The 16989-nt window shown below is 49.9% G+C and carries 15 protein-coding genes; 10 read left to right on the plus strand and 5 right to left on the minus strand.

Translation table 11 applies throughout. The annotated features are described in order from the left end of the window. Positions 1-47: 47 nt before the first annotated feature. The 4 genes from H3L98_RS00570 to H3L98_RS00585 all read left to right on the plus strand — a co-directional run bounded on the left by H3L98_RS00570 (position 48) and on the right by H3L98_RS00585 (position 5801). Entirely contained in the window at positions 48-350 is a 303-nt protein-coding gene (locus tag H3L98_RS00570; protein WP_156932352.1) for an ATP-dependent Clp protease adaptor ClpS, read from the plus strand. Then, positions 347-2620: an ATP-dependent Clp protease ATP-binding subunit ClpA gene (gene clpA, locus H3L98_RS00575; protein WP_027022718.1), complete on the plus strand. Its 2274-nt coding sequence runs from the start codon at positions 347-349 to the stop codon at positions 2618-2620. Before H3L98_RS00570 ends, clpA begins: the two co-directional genes overlap by 4 nt. Beyond that, positions 2617-4068, plus strand: a complete 1452-nt coding sequence (locus H3L98_RS00580) for a protein adenylyltransferase SelO (protein WP_027022719.1) — start codon at positions 2617-2619, stop codon at positions 4066-4068. The genes clpA and H3L98_RS00580 overlap by 4 nt, the downstream gene beginning before the upstream one ends. A 92-nt stretch (positions 4069-4160) precedes the next feature. Continuing rightward, complete coding sequence (locus H3L98_RS00585) at positions 4161-5801, plus strand: vWA domain-containing protein (RefSeq protein WP_034333899.1); 1641 nt, start codon at positions 4161-4163, stop codon at positions 5799-5801. Positions 5802-5946: 145 nt separating this feature from the next. Here H3L98_RS00585 and H3L98_RS00590 read toward each other — a convergent pair whose 3' ends face one another. After that, the gene (locus tag H3L98_RS00590) at positions 5947-6297 is read right to left on the minus strand and encodes a helix-turn-helix domain-containing protein (RefSeq protein WP_246327828.1); all 351 of its coding nucleotides are present in this window, start codon (positions 6295-6297) and stop codon (positions 5947-5949) included. Between the two features lie 254 nt (positions 6298-6551). Between H3L98_RS00590 and H3L98_RS00595 the strand changes: the two genes are divergently transcribed. After that, positions 6552-7415, plus strand: coding sequence for a Slam-dependent surface lipoprotein (locus H3L98_RS00595; protein WP_084481928.1), 864 nt, complete (start codon positions 6552-6554; stop codon positions 7413-7415). Positions 7416-7473: 58 nt separating this feature from the next. On the opposite strand, the gene leuS is transcribed toward H3L98_RS00595, so the two are convergent. Together leuS and H3L98_RS00605 are read right to left on the minus strand one after the other, a co-directional pair. Beyond that, complete coding sequence (gene leuS / locus H3L98_RS00600; RefSeq protein ID WP_027022721.1) at positions 7474-10119, minus strand: leucine--tRNA ligase; 2646 nt, start codon at positions 10117-10119, stop codon at positions 7474-7476. A 121-nt stretch (positions 10120-10240) separates the two neighbouring features. Beyond that, complete coding sequence (locus tag H3L98_RS00605; RefSeq protein WP_027022722.1) at positions 10241-10996, minus strand: NAD-dependent epimerase/dehydratase family protein; 756 nt, start codon at positions 10994-10996, stop codon at positions 10241-10243. Between the two features lie 69 nt (positions 10997-11065). Here H3L98_RS00605 and dld point away from each other — a divergent pair, with 69 nt between their 5' ends. From dld to H3L98_RS00630, 5 genes are all read left to right on the plus strand, one after another. Further along, entirely contained in the window at positions 11066-12748 is a 1683-nt protein-coding gene (gene dld, locus H3L98_RS00610) for a D-lactate dehydrogenase (RefSeq protein WP_027022723.1), read from the plus strand. Further along, positions 12745-13344 carry an IMPACT family protein gene (locus H3L98_RS00615; RefSeq protein WP_027022724.1) on the plus strand — a complete coding sequence of 200 codons (600 nt, stop codon included), beginning with the start codon at positions 12745-12747 and terminating at the stop codon, positions 13342-13344. The genes dld and H3L98_RS00615 overlap by 4 nt, the downstream gene beginning before the upstream one ends. A 10-nt stretch (positions 13345-13354) precedes the next feature. Continuing rightward, entirely contained in the window at positions 13355-14077 is a 723-nt protein-coding gene (locus tag H3L98_RS00620; RefSeq protein WP_027022725.1) for a hypothetical protein, read from the plus strand. Positions 14078-14106: 29 nt separating this feature from the next. Next, positions 14107-14841: a DUF4261 domain-containing protein gene (locus tag H3L98_RS00625; RefSeq protein ID WP_182078437.1), complete on the plus strand. Its 735-nt coding sequence runs from the start codon at positions 14107-14109 to the stop codon at positions 14839-14841. Positions 14842-14908: 67 nt separating this feature from the next. Continuing rightward, positions 14909-15628: a hypothetical protein gene (locus H3L98_RS00630; RefSeq protein ID WP_156932300.1), complete on the plus strand. Its 720-nt coding sequence runs from the start codon at positions 14909-14911 to the stop codon at positions 15626-15628. 239 nt (positions 15629-15867) lie between these two features. On the opposite strand, the gene H3L98_RS00635 is transcribed toward H3L98_RS00630, so the two are convergent. Together H3L98_RS00635 and greA are read right to left on the minus strand one after the other, a co-directional pair. Further along, complete coding sequence (locus H3L98_RS00635; protein WP_027022103.1) at positions 15868-16320, minus strand: DUF4149 domain-containing protein; 453 nt, start codon at positions 16318-16320, stop codon at positions 15868-15870. A 70-nt stretch (positions 16321-16390) separates the two neighbouring features. Next, positions 16391-16867, minus strand: a complete 477-nt coding sequence (gene greA, locus H3L98_RS00640; protein WP_027022102.1) for a transcription elongation factor GreA — start codon at positions 16865-16867, stop codon at positions 16391-16393. Positions 16868-16989 lie beyond the last annotated feature (122 nt).

Below are 16989 nucleotides of genomic sequence, written 5' to 3' on the forward strand. Positions count from 1 at the left end.
GATTTTTTTCATTAAAATAGCAAAAAAATGCAACAAAGCGAGCCATAATGACCTTTTCCCAAACCGACAGCACCGCCCTGCGCGGTAAACTCGCCCCACCCAAACGCTGCGGTGTTTTTCTAATTAATGACGACTATACCCCCATGGATTTTGTGGTGGACGTGTTAAGCGGTATTTTTCTGCTGCCGCACAACCAAGCCGTTGCCGTCATGCTGACTATCCACCATCAGGGCAAGGCATTGTGCGGCACTTACAGCCGCGATATTGCCGAAACCAAACAACAACAGGTGCTGCAATTGGCAGCCGAAGCAGGTTATCCGCTGCTGTGCACCATTGAGGAATTATCATGATTACCCCACAACTGGAAAATATTCTGCAACAAATGTATGAAGACGCGCAAAACCGCCGTCATGAAATGGTGGGGCTGGAACACCTGCTGCTCGCCCTTACCCAACACGACCCTGATACCGCCACCATGTTGCAACGCTGCGGCGCGGATACTGCGGTGCTGTGCGCCCAATTGTGCGACAGCATCAGCGAAAACACCCCTGTTTTACCTGATGATTACCTGCGCCGTTCCGAACCCGAACCCACATTGGGTTTTCAGCGTGTGATGCAACGCGCCATGATACACGTTCAAAGCGCGGGCAAGCGCGAAGTAAAACCTGCCGATGTATTGATTGCCATTTTGGACGAACAAGACAGTTACGCCGCTTATTTTCTGCAATTGCAATCGGTGAGCCGTTATGATTTGCTGCGCTATTTGTCTCACGGTATTGCCCCCGATGATGAAGACACAGCCAAACCGTCTGAACACGCCGAAGAAGACGATGCCCCCTCCGCCAAACCGCTGGAAGCCTATACCGTACATCTCAACGCCGAAGTCCGCGCAGGGCGCATTGACCCGCTGATTGGGCGCAAAAACGAAATGCGCCGTTTGATTCAGGTGCTGTGCCGCCGCCGCAAAAACAATCCGCTGCTGGTGGGTGAAGCAGGTGTCGGTAAAACCGCTTTGGCAGAAGGTTTAGCGTATTTGATTGAACAAAAAAATGTTCCCGAAATTTTGGCACAGGCACAAGTGTATGCCTTGGACATGGGTGCACTGCTGGCAGGCGCAAAATACCGTGGCGATTTTGAAGCGCGGGTGAAAGCTGTGTTAAAAGAATTGGCAAAACAAGACAATGCCGTTTTGTTTATTGACGAAATCCACACCATTATCGGCGCGGGCAGTACTCAAGGCGGCACCATGGATGCGTCCAACCTGCTCAAACCCGCCTTGGCAAAAGGCACGCTGCGCTGCATCGGCGCAACTACTTACGAAGAACACCGCAGCATTTTCAGTAAAGACCACGCTTTAAGCCGCCGTTTTCAAAAAATTGATATTGTTGAGCCCGATGTGGCGGAAACCGTTGCCATTTTGCGCGGTTTGCAAAGCGCGTTTGAAGCCCATCATCAGGTGCAATATGAAGAAGATGCGCTGCAAGCCGCCGCCGAATTGTCCGCCAAACACATTAACGACCGTTTTCTACCCGATAAAGCCATTGATATTATTGACGAAGCAGGCGCAGCACAACGCCTGTTGCCCACCGAGCAAAAAGTGGAACGCATCGGGCGCAGCGAAATTGAAAGCGTGGTGGCACACATTGCCCGCATTCCCGAAAAAACCGTTTCCCACGACGACCGCAATGTTTTACAGCATTTGGGGCGCGATTTGAAAAACATGGTGTTCGGACAAGATGCGGCGATTGACGCGCTGGTGGCAGCAGTAAAAATGTCGCGTTCGGGCTTGGGCTTGCCCGAAAAACCCGTAGGCAGTTTTTTGTTTTCCGGACCGACAGGTGTCGGCAAAACCGAAGTGGCGCGACAGCTTGCCTATGCCTTGGGGATTCCGCTGCAACGCTTTGATATGTCGGAATACATGGAAGCACACGCCGTGTCGCGGCTGATTGGTGCGCCCCCTGGTTATGTCGGACACGAACAGGCAGGTTTGCTGACCGAAGCGGTCAACAAACAACCACATTGCGTGCTGCTGCTAGACGAAATTGAAAAAGCCCACCGCGATATTTACAACGTGCTGCTGCAAGTGATGGACCACGGCAAACTGACCGACAACAACGGCAAAAGCGCAGATTTCCGCAATGTGATTTTGATTATGACCACCAATGCGGGCGCGGAAGCCTTAAGTAAACCGCAGTTTGGTTTTACGGGTGCGCGACAACGCGGCGATGAAATGGTGGCGATTAAAAAACAATTTAGCCCCGAATTCCGCAACCGTTTGGACGCGATTGTGCCGTTTGCACCGCTAAACGAAGCCGTGATTGCCCGTGTGGTGGATAAATTCTTGTTGGAATTGGAACAGCAGCTGTTGGCGAAAAACGTTTCCGCCACCTTTACGCCCGCGCTGCGCCGCCACCTTGCCGAAGCAGGTTTTGACCCGCACATGGGCGCGCGTCCCATGCACCGCTTAATCCGCGAATGTATCCGCAGCGTGTTGGCAGACGAATTATTGTTCGGCAAACTGGCAGACGGCGGCTCGGTCAAAATCGATTGGGACGGCAAAACCGTTTTAAAATTCGGGCGCAAAAAAGCCCCTGCCCCGTCTGAAAGCGCACCTTTATGAGCCATTTTCACTTTGTTCACAGCTATCAAACGCTTCCATCAACGTTTTACACCCGCATCCCCCAAACTGCCGATTTTCCCGCGCCCCAAACCCTGTGTTTTAATCACGCTTTGGCGCAGCAATTGGGTATTTCGGCAGGTGCGGAAGATGCTGATATTTGGTGCGGCAACCGCTTCCCCGATGGCGCAGCCCCCATTGCTCAAGCCTATGCAGGACACCAGTTCGGACACTTTGCCCTGCTGGGCGACGGTCGCGCCCTATTATTGGGCGAGCAGCAAACCCCTGACGGTCGTTTGTACGACATTCAACTGAAAGGCAGCGGCAAAACGCCCTATTCCCGCCGTGGCGACGGCAAAGCCGCTGTTGCCCCCATGTTGCGCGAATACCTGATGAGCGAAGCCATGCACGCGCTGGGTATCGCCACCACACGCAGCTTGGCGGTGGTGCGCACGGGCGAACGTGTGTACCGTCCCCGTTTTCCTGATGGCGCAGTATTGGTACGCAGCGCGCAAAGCCATATCCGTGTCGGTACGTTTCAGTTTGCCGCTGCCACAGGCGATATTGCCAACATCCGCGCCTTGGCAGATTACACCTTAAAACGCCATTTTGCCGACATTGCCGCCGACACCCCCACGCAAGCCTATACCGAAATGCTCGGACAAATCATTATCCGCCAAGCTAAATTATTGGCACAATGGCAAAGCGTGGGCTTTGTTCACGGCGTGATGAATACCGACAACACCAGCATCGCAGGCGAAACGCTGGATTACGGTCCATGCGCGTTTTTAGACCACTACCACCCCGACACCGTTTTCAGTTCCATAGACGAGCACGGACGTTACCGCTATGCCAATCAGCCCCGGATTGCCGAATGGAATTTGGCGCGTTTGGCAGAAACACTGCTGCCGCTACTGGACACAGACGAATCACGCGCCTTGGACAGCGCACACACCCAATTAGCGCAGTTTCAAACCACGTTTCTCGCAGAATATCAACACATCATGCAGCAAAAACTGGGCTTGCCACCGCAAACCCCGCACGATTTGCCCACGCAATTGCTGCAACTGATGCAAGACCACCGCGCCGATTACAGCAATACCTTTGTGCGTTTAAGCCTGCGCGTGGGCGGCAGCGATGCCGTTTTGGACGGTACGCAGGATTTGTTTGCTGCGCCCGATTTTGCCGAATGGTACGCACGTTGGCAGCAAGCCCTTCAAGGGCAGGATTCGGCGCACACCGCCGCGCAAATGCGTGCCGTCAATCCCTTTGTGATTCCGCGCAACGCCCATGTGGAAGCCGCGCTTGCCGCCGCCGAAGCGGGCGAAATGCAGCCGTTTACGGATTTGCTGACTGCCTTGCAACAGCCGTTTGCCTATGCCGACAGCCCAAGCATTTACCAATCCATTCCCGCTACAAACGAACCCTATCAAACCTTTTGCGGAACTTGATGGGTAAACAGGCTTGACTTAAAATAAAGAAAATAATCAAAAAACGGGATTTGCGCTTCTGGTTTTCACCCATTTGCTTCAAGGAAAACACCATGTTCCGCTTACGCTTGCTTGCCGTTTTAGTGGCACTTTCTGCCTGCGCACCACACAGCCCGCCGCCACCACCGTCGTCTGACCACACTGCCGTTGCTGATGACCTGTCTGTTCTCGGGCGCATGACCTATCGTTTAGAGTCCCTGCCAGTTGCTTACGGTATTTCCCCCCAAGCCGCCCCTATCGTATCCCATGCCCATATCCGTACTGCATCATTAGCTGTTAATACCGAGCGTTATGGCAATACCCCCGAAAACCCCATTCACCGCACCGTACAAACCCCTGTCTCTACCTTCAGTATTGATGTGGATACAGGCAGCTATGCCAACACCCGCCGTTATCTCAACAACCAAAGTCTGCCGCCTGCCAACGCCGTGCGCGCCGAAGAAATCATCAATTACTTCGACTACGGCTACGCCCAACCCACTGACGGCAAACCGTTTGCTGTTCACACCGAAACCGTAGATTCGCCTTGGCAAGCCGATGCCAAAATCATCAAAATCGGCATTAAAGCCAAAGATTGGGCAACGAAACAACTTCCCCCTGCCAATTTGGTGTTTTTGGTGGACGTATCAGGCAGCATGGACACACCCGAAAAACTGCCCTTGGTCAAACACACCCTAAACCTGCTGCTGGAGCAAATGCGCCCGCAGGACAAAATCACACTGATTACCTATGCTTCTGGCGAAAAACTGGTGTTGCCACCCACATCAGGCAGCGAAAAAGACACCATCCGCCGCGCCATTGAGCAACTGGAAGCAGATGGCGCTACGGCAGGCGAACAAGCCATTCAAATGGCGTACCGTGAAGCACAAAAATCTTTTATCCACAATGGCATCAACCGTATTTTACTGGCAACCGATGGCGATTTTAATGTGGGCGTAACCGATTTTGACACCTTAAAAAACATGGTGGCAGAAAAACGCAAAAGCGGGATTTCGCTGACCACATTGGGTTTTGGCACAGGCAATTACAACGAACACATGATGGAACAGCTTGCCGATGCGGGTGATGGCAATTACAGCTACATCGACACCGAAAAAGAAGCCCAGAAAGTGCTGACACGGCAATTGTCGTCCACTTTGGCAACGGTGGCAAAAGATGTCAAAATCCAAGTAGAATTTAATCCCGCTACGGTTAAAGAATACCGTTTGATAGGTTATGAAAACCGTGCCTTAAAAGAAGAAGATTTTAATAACGACCGCGTTGATGCGGGGGATATTGGCGCAGGACACAGCGTTACCGCGCTCTATGAAATTGTGCCTGTTGGCAAAAAAGGTTGGCTGGACGACAACCGTTATCAAGCTACTGCTGCCGCTCAAGGCAAAAGCCACGAATATGCCTTGCTGAAACTGCGTTACAAATTGCCCACACAGCAAAAAAGCCATTTAATCAGCCAAACCATTGCTGCCAAAAGCAAACCTTTGGCACAAGCCGGCACGGATACACGCTTTGCACTGGCTGCTGCCGCTTACGCACAACAGCTAAAAGGCGGAAAATACAACGGCAATATGGGTTGGCAAAACATTTTTGATTTGGCAAAACAGTCTGCCCACCCTGACCGCTATGGTTTGCGCCAAGAGTTTTTGGATTTAATCCAAACGGCGCAAAGCCTGTCTGCCAAACCGCAGCAGCAGTAATGCCAACGCCCAAGCCGTAAAAACAGCTTGGGCGTTTGGATTACAATTATGCAGTTGATTACAACAAAAACAATACAAAATTACCAATACCCTAACACGGCGGGCACTGAACCTTGTCTTGTTTTTATTTTTATCAACTACAAACTTAATCTTGCTTATGCTGCAAGGTCTCTACCAAAATTTTTAATACAGCGTTTTCACTTTCCTTTTGCTTTAACAACAAATCCTTCTGCACCAACATTTCCTGCTGGTGCTGGATAATCAGTTTTAATTTTTCTATTTCAGCAGCCAACGATTCACTACTGCCATAGTAATTGGATTGGCTGCCGTTTTCTTTAATCAGATTAAATGTCCCGTTTAAACCCATTTTTAACAGTTCAGTAATCTCTATTCCAAAAATATTGGCAATTTGTTCCAGCTTTTCAGTAGTAATCTTACTTTGCCCGCGTTCTATTTTTGCATAACCGCTTTTTGTCATTTGCATTTTCTCTGCCATCTATTCTTGAGACCAATTATTCAGCTTCCGCAACATGCGGATTTTTTCATTTAACGCCATGATTTATCCCAAAGTGTCCAAAATGGAAACTTAAGCACCTGATAAGGCACCAAAGATACCTGATTAATGGCTGGTTTAAATATCAGTTTTATCTTAATATATTTAAAAATTTGGTATAATAGTCCAGTTGATTTTATTTATCAACTCTGGCTTGATGCTTCCTTTTCTCTATTTATCTCGTTTAAGGAATTACTATGCGTAAACTCATCACAAGTGTCCCAGTTGCAGTTTTACTTTCCGCTTGCGGCAGTAGCGGTAGCGAAGCACCCTCTACCTCTAGTAGCTACATACCTACTCCCCACACCAATCACACTCACAGTGAGCAACCATCTTCTTCAAGCTCTAGTGTTAATTCAAGCACAGGTGCTGTACATACTGATGATACCGCCTCTTTAAATAAAGATGATTTTATTCTTGGCAGAGTTTCCATTGACTTACCTCAAGGTGGAAAAATTGCAGGTGAAAACCGCCGCTATTCGTTTAACGGCGCATACGCAGACATAGATTCTTTAACTATAGGCGGTGTGGATATTGCTTTAGCAGTAGGCGGAAAAGCGCTAGGTGGTTTGAAAGGTGAAGCATTCAAACAGGCTTTCTGGCCTTTGATTAGTTATGCTGCTGCACCTGAACACGATGTTTTTTATGTAGGGAAAGCAACCCCTGCTAAAGATATGCCCACACAGGGCACAGCACGTTACACAGGGGTAGCAACCCGCTATGATGCTTTAAAGGGCACAGTACGCAATGCGGGCTCTATGGAGTTATACGCCGACTTTGGTAATAAAACCGTTAGAGGACATTTGCGTATGGACGGTTTGCGCCGTAATATTACTTTAGAACGCACCAATATTCGCGGTAATAGTTTTGCAGGTACAGCAGTTGTCGGAACAGACAGTATTTTTGTCAAAAACCGCGAAGGACATTACGAAGGTAAATTCTTTGGACCACAAGCCGAGGAGGTAGCAGGCAAAGCCACTTTTAGCGGACGGACTTGGGGTGGTTTGGGTGAAGATTTAAGCAATCTCAATACCAGTTTTGGCGGTACGAAAGACCAATAAGGCTTGTTTGATGCCAACAAAACAGCGCCTGCAAACTTATTGTAGGCGCTGCGATTTTTTACACCACAATATTCACCAAACGTTTCGGCACAACAATCACTTTTTTCGGCGTTTTGCCTTCGGTGAATTTTTGTGCGCCTGCGCTGGCAAGGGCGGCTGCCTGAATGCTGTCCTTATCGGCATCGGCGGCAACGGTGATTTTGTCGCGCAGTTTGCCGTTTACCTGCACCATCATTTCCACTTCGGTTTGCACCAAGGCGGCGGCATCGGGCTGCGGCCAGCTTTGTTGCCACAAGGCGGCGTTTGGCTGCGGGTGCAGTTCCGTCCACAGGGCTTCGCAGATATGCGGGGTAATCGGGGCAAGCAGCAACAACACGTTTTCCAACACTTCACGCGCCAATGCCTGACCGTGTTCGCCCGATGTGTCGGTTTTGTCGTATTGGTTCAGCAATTCCATCACGGCGGCAATGGCGGTGTTGAACTGTTGGCGGCGGTCGTAATCGTCCGTTACTTTGGCAATGGTGGCGTGCAGCTTAAAGCGCAAATCTTTTAGGCTGCCTGAAAGCGTTTGGCTGCCGTCAAATTTGGCGATGTTTGCGCCGCCGTTTTGTACAAATTCGTACACGGTGCGCCACAAACGGCGCAAAAAGCGGAACGCGCCTTCCACACCTGCGTCTGACCATTCCAAAGATTGGTCGGGCGGCGAGGCAAACATCATAAACAGCCGCGCCGTGTCTGCGCCGTATTGGTCAATGATTTTTTGCGGGTCCACGCCGTTGTTTTTGGATTTGGACATTTTTTGCACGCCGCCCACTTGCACGGGTTCGCCGTCTGCTGCCAACACCGCCGCCACAGGGCGACCTTTTTCGTCCAAAGTCAAATCCACTTCCGCAGGGTTAAACCATTGTTTTTTGCCGTCTTCGCTTTCGCGAAAATAGGTTGCCTGCAACACCATGCCTTGCGTAAACAACTGTTTAAACGGCTCGCGCACAGGCACAATGCCTTCATCGTTCATCAGCTTGGTAAAGAAACGCGCATACAGCAGGTGCAAAATGGCGTGTTCAATACCGCCGATATATTGGTCCACCTGCCCCCAATACGCCGCCGCTTCAGGCGCAACCATGGTGTTTTCATCATGCGGCGACAAATAGCGGAATTGATACCAGCTTGATTCCACAAAGGTATCCATGGTATCGGTTTCGCGTTTGGCTGCACTGCCGCAATGCGGACAGGTAGTTTCGTAAAACTCGGGCATTTTTGCCAAAGGCGAACCGCTGCCATCGGGAACAACGCTTTCGGGCAACACCACGGGCAGTTGTTCGGCAGGTACAGGCACGTCGCCGCATTGTTCGCAATGGATAATCGGAATCGGACAACCCCAATAGCGTTGGCGGGAAATGCCCCAGTCGCGCAAACGGTATTGGGTTTTCGGTTCGCCCATGCCGATGCTTTGCAGTTTCACGCCAATGGCACCAAAGGCTTGGGCAACGTTTAAGCCGTTAAATTCGCCGCTGTTGATTAAGGCGGTGTGTTCGTCTTTCTGACCGTACCAATCCTGCCAAGCAGCGGTGTCGTAAGCGGCAGGGGCGTTTTGAATGTCAATCACTTGCTTAATCGGCCAGGCGTATTTTTGGGCAAAGGCAAAATCGCGTTCATCGTGCGCGGGAACAACCATCACCGCGCCATCGCCGTAACCCCAAATCACATAGTTCGCCACCCACACAGGCAGTTCTTCGCCACTTAAAGGGTTAATCACATGGCGACCTGTGGGCATGCCTTTTTTGTCCATGGTTGCCAAATCGGCTTCGGCAGTGCTGCCTGCTTTGCATTCGGCAATAAAGGCTTGCAGTTCGGGATTGTTTTCGGCGGCAGCAGTGGCAAGCGGATGTTCCGCCGCCACCACTACGGCACACGCACCAAACAGGGTGTCGGGACGAGTGGTGTAAACTTGAATAAATTCGGCGTTTTCTGTTGGCAAACCTGCGCGTTGGTTTTCAGGCAGCTTGAAACGCACCTGCATCCCCACCGATTTGCCAATCCAGTTGCGCTGCATGGTTTTAACCTGTTCGGGCCAATCCAAACCGTCCAAATCGCTCAGCAACTGTTCGGCGTAATCGGTAATGCGGAAGTAATACATGGGGATTTCGCGTTTTTCCACCAATGCGCCGCTGCGCCAGCCGCGTCCGTCTATCACTTGCTCGTTTGCCAATACAGTGTTATCGACAGGGTCCCAGTTTACCAAGCCCAACTTGCGGTAAATAATGCCTTTTTCAAACAGCTTGGTAAACAAAAGCTGTTCCCAACGGTAGTATTCGGGCTTGCAGGTGGCAATTTCGCGCTGCCAGTCAAAGGCAAACCCCAAGCGTTTCAGTTGGCTGCGCATATCGGCGATGTTGGCATAGGTCCAATCAGACGGGGCAACGCCTTTGTCAATGGCGGCGTTTTCGGCGGGCATACCGAATGCGTCCCAACCAATCGGCTGCAACACATTGAAACCGTTTAATTGTTTAAAACGGCTGCGTACATCGCCGATGGTGTAGTTGCGGACGTGTCCCATATGCAGTTTGCCGCTGGGATAGGGAAACATGGACAGGCAGTAAAATTTGGGCTTGGCGGGGTCTTCGCCCACGCTGGCAAGCTGCTGCACCGTCCAGTTTTGTTGGGCGGCGGGTTCAATTTGGTCGGGGCGATAGGTTTCTTGCATCATTTAAAGTCTTTCTGCGATTACTCAATCATTAAATGCGCGGATTATAGCAGACGACAGCCAAAAAACAGGCAGCCGCGCATTTCACGGCTGCCTGTAAACAGTCAAAAGATAAAGCCATTTATGCCACAGCAGATAAAACCTCATCAAACACGCTAACAACGGTTTTACCGCTGCGGGTATCACTTAAATCAAAATGCGGCGCAGCCACGCCCAATTTGGCGGCTTCGGCAGCGTAAAACTCCGCTTTGCTGGGGTGCTGCGCTTCCACAATATTGCGGATGCGCTTGCCATTGGGCTGCTGTATGGCGCGAATTAGCGCAGCAAGGGCAATATCGCGGTGTACCATATTCACAGGCTGGTGTGCACCTGTGTTGTTTTGGCGTTTGAGCAGAGAATAAACGGGGTGGCGTTCCGCTGCGTACAGCCCGCCAAAACGCAAAATATCCACATGGGCGATGGTGCTGTTCAAACAGCTTTGTTCAGCAGCCACAATCGCATGGGCTGAAGCGGTTTCGGGGTGAAGGCTGCTGTGTTCATCACACACCCGCGCCTGCGAGCCGTAAACGGAAGTGCTGCTGCCAAACACCAGCTGCGCCACGCCCGCACTTTCAGCATATTGCACCAAAGCAGCAAGGGTTTGTGCATAATCTGCTACTTGAGACGGCGGCAGCAAAAACACCCATGTCGGATAATCCGCCCATGCAGGCAAACGGCTTTGCGGCGACAAATCCAGCGTATCCAAGGCAAACGGCAGGTTGATGTCGTCTGAAGTAAGACGGCGTTTGACGGCGCGGACGTTTGCGCCGTTTTGCCACAGGGCTTCTGCCAAGGGTTTACCCAGAAAACCCAAACCAAAAATTAAAATATTGTGCATGATGATTTCTATCCGTGCGAATGCGCCAACTGCGCTAAAATAAAGTTTTATTTTTTGATGTGTGATGCCATGTCTGCCGATTTGCTTATCCGATTGCGCCAAATTGTTGGCGAAAACCATGTTTTAACCGAAGCTGCGCAAACCCGCCGTTACCGCGAGGGCTACCGTTTTGGCAGCGGCGAGGCTTTGGCGGTGGTGCGCCCTGCTACGCTGGTGGAATATTGGCACGTGTTGCAGGCTTGTGCGGCGGCGGATGTGGTGATTATCAACCAAGCAGCAAACACGGGTTTAACAGGCGGTTCAACGCCCAGCGGCGGTTACGGACGTGCAGTGGTGATTATCCACACCATGCGCATCAAGGGCATTCAGTTGATTAACGACAACCGTCAAGCCGTGTGTCTGCCCGCTGCCACTTTACACGAATTGGAAAGCCTGCTCAAACCTTTGGGGCGTGAACCGCATTCGGTGATTGGTTCGTCCTGTATCGGCGCATCGGTGATTGGCGGGGTGTGCAATAATTCGGGCGGGGCATTGGTACAGCGTGGTCCTGCTTATACGGAAATGGCATTGTATGCCCAAATTGACGCTTCAGGCACACTCAATTTAGTCAATCATTTAGGTATTGATTTGGGCGACAGCCCCGAAGAAATATTAGACAATTTACAAAACGGACGTTATCAGCGCAAAGACATCGCCGCTGGCACACACGGGCACGACCACGCTTATTGTCAGCACGTCCGCCAAATTGATGCCGACACCCCCGCCCGTTTCAATGCCGACCCAAGCCGTCTGCATCAGGCTTCGGGCAGCGCGGGGCGTTTGGCGGTGTTTGCCGTGCGCTTGGACACCTTCCCCGCCGCCGAACAAACCGCCGTGTTTTACATCGGCAGCGCCCACACCGCCACGCTTACCCGTTTGCGCCGCGAGATGTTGAGCAACTTTGCCAACCTGCCCGTTTCAGGCGAATACATCCACCGCGATGCCTTTGATTTGGCAGAGCAATATGGCAAAGATATGTTTTATGTGATTAAACACTTCGGCACACAACACCTACCAAACTTATTTGCCGCTAAAGCCGCAGTAGACCGTTTTGCTGCTCGTATGCCCTTTTTGCCGCGCCATTTTGCCGACCGCGCCCTACAAACCCTGTCGCGGCTGCTGCCCGCCCACCTGCCCCCGCGCCTGACCGATTTCCGCCACCGCTACGAACACCATTTAATCCTCAAAACCGCCGATGCAGGCATTGCCGAAACCCGCGATTATTTAAACCAACTGTTTGCCGACCCCCAACAAGGCGCGTTTTTTGAATGCACCCCCGATGAAGCCCAAGCCGCCATGTTGCACCGTTTTGCCGTAGCTTCCGCCGCCGTGCGCTACCGCGCCGTTCACCCCCGCGACACCGAAGACATTGTTGCCCTAGACATCGCCCTGCGCCGCAACGACCACGACTGGTTTGAACAGCTTCCCCCCGAATTAGATGCCAAAATCGCCCGCAAACTCTATTACGGACATTTTTTCTGCCACGTTTTCCATCAAGACTACATCGTCAAAAAAGGCGAAGACTGCTTGGCGGTAGAACACGCCATGTGGAAACTGCTTGACCAACGCGGCGCACACTATCCCGCCGAACACAATGTCGGACATCTTTATCCCGCCGCCCCTGCCCTGCGCGACTTTTACCGCAGCCTCGACCCCACCAACCGCTTTAATGCAGGCATCGGACAAACGTCCAAACAGAAAGACTGGCAATGACCCCCACCACCTACCGCACCCTCGCCGCCCCCGCCGAAGGGCAATTTAAAGACAAAGGCAGCCGCTTTACCGCCTACGCCTACCCCGTTTCCCACGAAAACCAAGTCAAACAACACGTTGAAGCCCTGCGCCAACAGCACCACAAAGCCCGCCACTGGTGCTATGCCTACCGCATCGGCACAGACGGCAACCGTTTCCGCGCCAACGACGACGGCGAACCCTCTGGCAGCGCAGGACGACCCATTTTGGGGCAGATTGACTCATTTAACCTAACCGACACACTGGTGGTGGTGGTGCGTTATTTTGGCGGCACACTATTGGGCGTACCGGGGCTGATTCACGCCTACAAAACCGCCACAGCCAACGCCTTAAGCGATGCCGAAATCATTGAAAAAAACATCGAACAAACCATTGCCCTGCGCTGCGCCTATCCCGTATTGGGCGAAGTGCGCCGCTTGGCAAAACTGCACCAAGCCCAAATCATCGAGCAAGATTTGCAACTGGACTGCCGCCTGCTGCTGCGCGTACCACTGGCACAACTGCACGCCTGCACCGAAGCATGGCGCAAAACAGAATCAGTTAATTTAGAAGAATAAGGAAAGATTGATGGACAATCAAACCCAAGTTTGGATTAGTGAAGTTTTGGGGTGGGCAGAACATTTTTATATGGGTAATGGCTATCCTCATGTTGATTACAAAAGAATGTTTATTTTAGAGCATAAACAACACAATGCCCAAGTGGTCAATAGTGATGTGGTGTTTACCGCTGAAGAAGAAGCGGAATTACAGCATTTATGGTCATTATCGCGTCAAGCATGGGGTGAAGCTTCTGATTTACACGGTATGGCTATTTTGCCTGATAAATTATGGACCAGTGATGTCAATAGCCCCAGTCCGAATTTAAGCGCATTTACCATCACAGGCAATTATTTGGTATTAAGTGAAGCCTGTGGCGAAATTTTGCAGCAGTTTAATTTGGGCAACAGCCAATTGGTTAAGCTGCAAATTTACAATATGGGTACGCTGGAACCTGATGACGAACGATTCTTTTATTTTTTTGACCTTGCTGAATGGCGGCATTATATTTTGCCCGAAAAAAGTGCTTCGTGTCGTTCTTCTGGTTATGAAAGAAATGGATATCAACGCCATGTTTATCATCCTTGGAAAGGAGACTTGGTATTGTCTAAAGAAGCCCCCTATTGTGATTTGGATATTTGGCATGACCCGATGTTAATGCGGTCGGTTTTTTTATCGAAACGGCTGTATCAAGCATTAAGTGATGCAGGCATGAGCCAAGATTGGCATTTAAATCCTTGCGTAATTGATTAAAAACATTTTTAAGTGAGAAGGAAGCCACCATGCTGGAAAATGGTTTTGTTTTACTCAACAGCCATGAATTTAATATTCATCAATTGCTTAACGATTTAAAAACGGACTGGGGTATTTCCGCCCAAGCAGAACGACATCAGGATTCCTTTATCCTGAACATCGGCGATTTTTTATGTGTGCTTGGCTTAATGCCCGCTCCCGTTCCCAATGGCGAAGCAGCACACTATGCCAAAGGCAATTATTACTGCCCCGATGCTGTTGCTGCTGCTGAAGCCCATCAAGCGCATTTGATGGTTACTGTGATGAACCAAGCTGAAAACACCGAAGTGCTTGGCATGAATTTGTACAGCAAAATCGTTTCCAGTTGTCTGAAACCGCAAAATGCCACTGCCGTTTATACTTCAGGAACGGTTTATACTGCTGATTTCTATCGGAAAGTGGCACAACAATACTTACCCAATCATGAAATCCCAATTATGATTTGGGTGTACATTGGTTTGGGACAGAACCAGCAGGGCAATCAGCTCTATACATCGGGCATGGCGAAATTTGGCAAAGATGAAATGGAAATTTTAAACAGCCCAATGGATATGGGAAAGCTGCACGCTTCATTAAGCAGTATGTGCGCCTATATCATCAGTTCGGGTTTGGTGCTGAAAGATGGGGAAAGCATTGGATTTAGCGCAGAGCAGAAATGGCAAATCAGTCATTCTAAAAGTGTGTACGCACCCAGTGAGTTTTCATTAAAGATTGATATTCAATAAGTTATTTTGGTTTAACAGGTCTATTGTTCTGTGCAATAGACCATGAAAAATTGATAGGGAGCGTGCTATGTCCAATCAAGTTTATGTTTGTCAATTTGCATTAGATAGGGTGCAACAATATGATATGGAAGCCAGTGTTAAAGGCAGTGGTTTGATGTACCCGGAAATTCGGGGTATTTTGGGGGTAGGATTGGAACCAGAGACACTTGAAGTTAAAGAAAAGAAGAGAAAGTATTTTCCTTTTGCTGCGGAATTATCTGATGCAAATCATTTTTTTAAACAAAATAAAACGATTCCTGATGCACTATGGGTTGGTATTTATCAAAATGAAGCCATCAAATTGCCCACCCGTGAAGATTATATATTCAGTATCTGGGATGGTGGCATTCTGTTTAATCCGTCTTGTGCAGCCATCTTAAAACAGCACCGACTAGGCGAAAATATCCTGACACCTGTACAAATTTATGATTTATCAACAGGTTGTTTGGCAAGTAATGAAACGTATTACTTTCTAAATCTGTATGAAAGACGAATGTGCGTTTGTGAAACCCAAACCACGCCCAGATTAAAACCAATACCTGACATCACATATGGTTTTCGTGTTGCCAGCAGTATTTTCAATGATGGGGAACTGAATATTGATAAACATGCTTTAAATTGTGATGTGGATTTATGGCATGACCCTAGATTTATTGGACATTTTTTTATGTCAGCAAATTTACATCATGCTTTATCTGAAGTAGGAATGATTGATAAATTTAGTGCATATACTTGTAATCTTATTTAATGATTTTTTTGGAGACTTTTTATGGCAAATTCAGTACCTCAACAAGCGCACCACATTATTCCAGAAGCAGTTTTTGATGCAAAGTAGCAGAATATTTTAAACAATTCGGTGGTAATTTTATTTATCTTTAATAGTGATAATGAAAATGCAACCCAAGCCCAGCAACTTTTAGAGTGTTGGCAACTGAAACATAAAAAGGCAAGACCGTTTCCGTGTCTTGCCAAACGAGAAAGGGCGATTTAGCGCGTTTCCAAACGCAGCAGCAAAAACGCCAATATCAAACCCAAAAAGCTGATCATCAGGTACAAAATATACGATGTACCGTGCCACGCGCCAAATCCGCCACCAATCAGATTGCTCAATACATGGCTTTGTCCGTGTTTTAGGGCATGAATCACGGGGTTAATCACAAATTCTGCCGTTGCCAGCAATGCCAGCATCAGCACAATCATGCGCCGCCGCCCGCGCCCCTGATAACGCCCATCGCCCCAAGACGGTACAGACGGACGACACGCCAGCCACGCCACTGCCCATGTTACCAAACCCATCAGGTTGGTAATATGGAACAAAATGCCTGCAATACGCCCTGCGTCTTCTTTGAGTAGCTGGTTAAACAACACCAGCGATGCGGCGAGAAAACCAATCTGCATCCCCAGCCATAGGGCAATCAACAATGCGCTCAAACGTTTCACGCGCCGTCTCCGTGTTTAAAACCGCAAATTGTAGCACCGTTGCCGTTGCGCCCGAAACGGCATTTGACTATCAGATGTATTGCACGGCAATGATTTCGTATTCGCGCACGCCGCTGGGGGCTTGCACTTCGGCAACATCGCCTTCTTCTTTGCCGATTAGGGCGCGGGCAATGGGCGAATGCAGGGAAATTTTATTGTGTTTGATGTCGGCTTCGTCGTCGCCCACAATCTGATAAGTGGCTTCTTCTTCGGTGTCCAAATCCGACAGGCGCACGGTGGCACCAAACACCACGCGACCTTCGGCGTGGATTTCTTTGGGATTAACCACATGGGCGTGGGCAAGTTTGTTTTCAATTTCGGCAATGCGCCCTTCAATAAAGCCTTGGCGTTCTTTGGCGGCTTCGTATTCGGCGTTTTCCGACAAATCGCCGTGCGAACGGGCTTCGGCAATGGCGGCAATCACTTCGGGACGGGCTACGCTTTTAAGCTGCTTGAGTTCGTCTTTTAACAAGGCTTCGCCGTGGGCGGTAATGGTAATTCTTTGCATGGTTGTTCCAAATGGCAAACCACCCGATTGCTTGAAACAATCGGGGGAAAAATATAAAAACGCAAGCCGCCTAAAAACAGGGTGGCGGCTTGCGAACGGGAATAGGCTTATTGTACCAAATC

It is taken from the genome of Conchiformibius steedae (assembly GCF_014054725.1).
Lineage (GTDB): Bacteria > Pseudomonadota > Gammaproteobacteria > Burkholderiales > Neisseriaceae > Conchiformibius > Conchiformibius steedae.